The sequence below is a fragment of the Actinomycetota bacterium genome, assembly GCA_041658565.1.
GTDB lineage: Bacteria > Actinomycetota > AC-67 > AC-67 > AC-67 > JBAZZY01.
Map to the genome: position 1 here is coordinate 1 of JBAZZY010000105.1, position 2,539 is coordinate 2,539.

2 protein-coding genes are annotated in these 2,539 nt (G+C 67.3%); both read left to right on the forward strand.

Features of this window, described 5'->3' with window-relative positions; all coding sequences use genetic code 11:
* Positions 1 to 411, forward strand: a 411-nt coding sequence (locus tag WDA27_15490) for a Fur family transcriptional regulator (protein ID MFA5892328.1), incomplete at its 5' end; no start/stop codon positions are given.
* Positions 412 to 664: 253 nt separating this feature from the next.
* On the forward strand, positions 665 to 2,539 hold a 1,875-nt coding region (locus WDA27_15495), incomplete at its 3' end, for a TonB-dependent receptor (protein MFA5892329.1).

Below are 2,539 nucleotides of genomic sequence, written 5' to 3' on the forward strand. Positions count from 1 at the left end.
GTTCGCAAGAGCACCAAGCGCCGGCCTGCCCCTGAGCAGGACAAGATGATCGTCGAAGCCCTGCGCGGCGTCGGGCGTCCGGTCAGCGCCTACGAGCTGATCGAAGAGCTGCGCCACAAGGCGAGCCTTGCGCCGCAGACCGTGTATCGCTCGCTCGACCGCCTCATCGCCGAGGGGCAGGCGCACCGCTTGGAGTCGCTCAACGCCTTCGTCGCGTGTTGCCACCCGAGCCACGAGGGTGTGGCCGTGTTCGCCATCTGCAACGACTGCGGTACGGTCAACGAGTTCGACGAGCCGGCGGCGGTCGAGCGCCTTGCCGCGTGGGCGCGCAAGGCGAAGTTCGCCGTCGAGAGAATGACGCTCGAGCTGCGCGGGCGCTGCCGCGACTGCACCGCGCGCGCGCCACGCTGAATGCGATGTTGATGCAGTTGTGCTTTCGCTCGCACCACTGATCCGATGAGCACCCGCCGCATGTAGCGTGGCGCGCCGAGCACATTCCATCAGCCAATTCCTCTCAGCGCGTGATTCACGTGGCGGCGCGCAGTTTTGTGCGTTGACGACGGTTAATAAACGGATATTATAACATCCGTAAAGCGTATTCGGGGGCGTACCAGTGAGAGTTTGCGTAGGCGTATGCGTCGCTGCGGCGGCGTTGGGTTTGAGCGTGCGGGTCCAAGCGCAGTCGGCGCCGGCCGCCGAGGGCACCGTCGAGCTGCCGGCGGTCACGGTCACCACGGCAAGTCCGGTGGCGAAGCCCGCCAAGAAGAAGGCGAAGCGCGCCAGCCCGTCGTCGTCGGCGCCACCTTCAGATGACACCGCCGCCGCTGCATCAGCATCAACCGAACTGCAGCCGCTGCCCGGCGCCATCGTCGACGATCAGGCTTTCGTGGCGGTCACCGTCGTCACGCAGCGCGAGCTGGAAGCCAACGGCGGCGCCACCATCACCGATACGCTGCAGCTGAGGCCCGGCATCTCCGGCACCAACTTTGCGCCCGGTGCCAACCGGCCGATCATCCGCGGCCTCGACAGCTACCGCGTGCGCACGCAGGAGAACGGCATCGGCACGCACGATGTGTCGGCCATCTCCGAGGACCACGCCATTCCCGTCGATCCGCTCGCCGCCGACCGCGTCGAGGTCGTGCGCGGTCCGGCGACGCTGCGCTACGGCAGCCAGGCCATCGGCGGTGTCGTCGCGGTGGAGAACGAGCGCATTCCGACATTCATACCCGGCGGCGGCTTTACCGGCCGCATCATCGGCGGCTATTCATCCGTCGATAGCGGCGCCGACGGCGCCATCAGCGCCACGGCCGGGTCAGGCGGCTTCGCCATCCATGCCGATGCGTTCAGGCGCGATGCCGACGACTACCAGTCGCCGCGCGGCACGGTGCTCAACAGCTTCGTGGAGAGCGAAGGCGCCTCGGTCGGTGCCTCGCTGATCGGCCCCGACGGCTTCCTCGGCGTCTCCTACACGCGCTTTGCCAGTCTCTACGGTATTCCCGGCGAGGAAGCGGAGGAGGGCGTCGTCCCGCGCATCGATATGGAGCAGGACAAGGTGCAGGCGAAGGGCGAGTGGCGCGTGCGCGATTCCGGCATCGAGGCCATCCGCTTCTGGTTCGGCGCGTCTGACTATGGCCACGACGAACTCGCCGTTCACGATCCTGACAACGCGCCCGGCGTCTTTGAGCTCGGATCGCAGTTCTCCAATCGCGAGCAGGAAGCCCGTGTCGAGATCCAGCATCAGCCGCTGATTACGGGCCTCGGCGAGCTGACGGGCGCGGTCGGCGTCCACGTCGACAACCGCAGGACGCGCGGACAGAGCTTCGAGGGGGATTCGCTGCTCGAGCCGGCGCACACGCAAAGCGTTGCCGCCTTCTGGTTCGAGGAGCTGGCCCTGACCAAGGCGCTGCGCGTGCAGACGGCGGCACGCATCGAGCGGACGACGGTCGACGGTCAGGGCTGGTCGGATGTCACCGATCCGGACGCGCCGGTCGTATTTGCGGGCGAGCGCGCGTTCGTGCCCGTCAGCGGTGGTCTCGGCCTGCTGTATGCGCTGCCCTTGGGTGTCGAGGCGCGCCTCAACGGGCAATATGTCGAGCGGGCCCCCGATGCCGCCGAGCTGTTCTCCAAGGGCATGCACGAGGCCACCGGGACGTTCGAGATAGGCAACCCGTTCCTCAACGAGGAGAAGGCCTCGACCGCCGAGATCGGCTTGAAGAAGGCGACGGGACCGCTGCGCTTCGACGCGTCCGCCTACTACACCCACTATCAGGGCTTCATCTATCGCCAGCTCACCGGCGTCACCTGCGGCACGTTTCTCGTCGACTGCGACCTGCCGGTTCCGCCCGATGAGTCGTTCGCTCAGGTCGTGTTCCAGCAGCGCAACGCGACATTCTACGGCGCCGAGCTGGCCGCACAGTATGACGTGGCGTCGATCTGGAACGGCGTATGGGGCGTCGACGCACAGTACGACTTCGTGCGCGCCCGGTTCGAGGATGGCGAGAACGTGCCGCGCATCCCGCCGCACCGGCTCGGCGGCGGC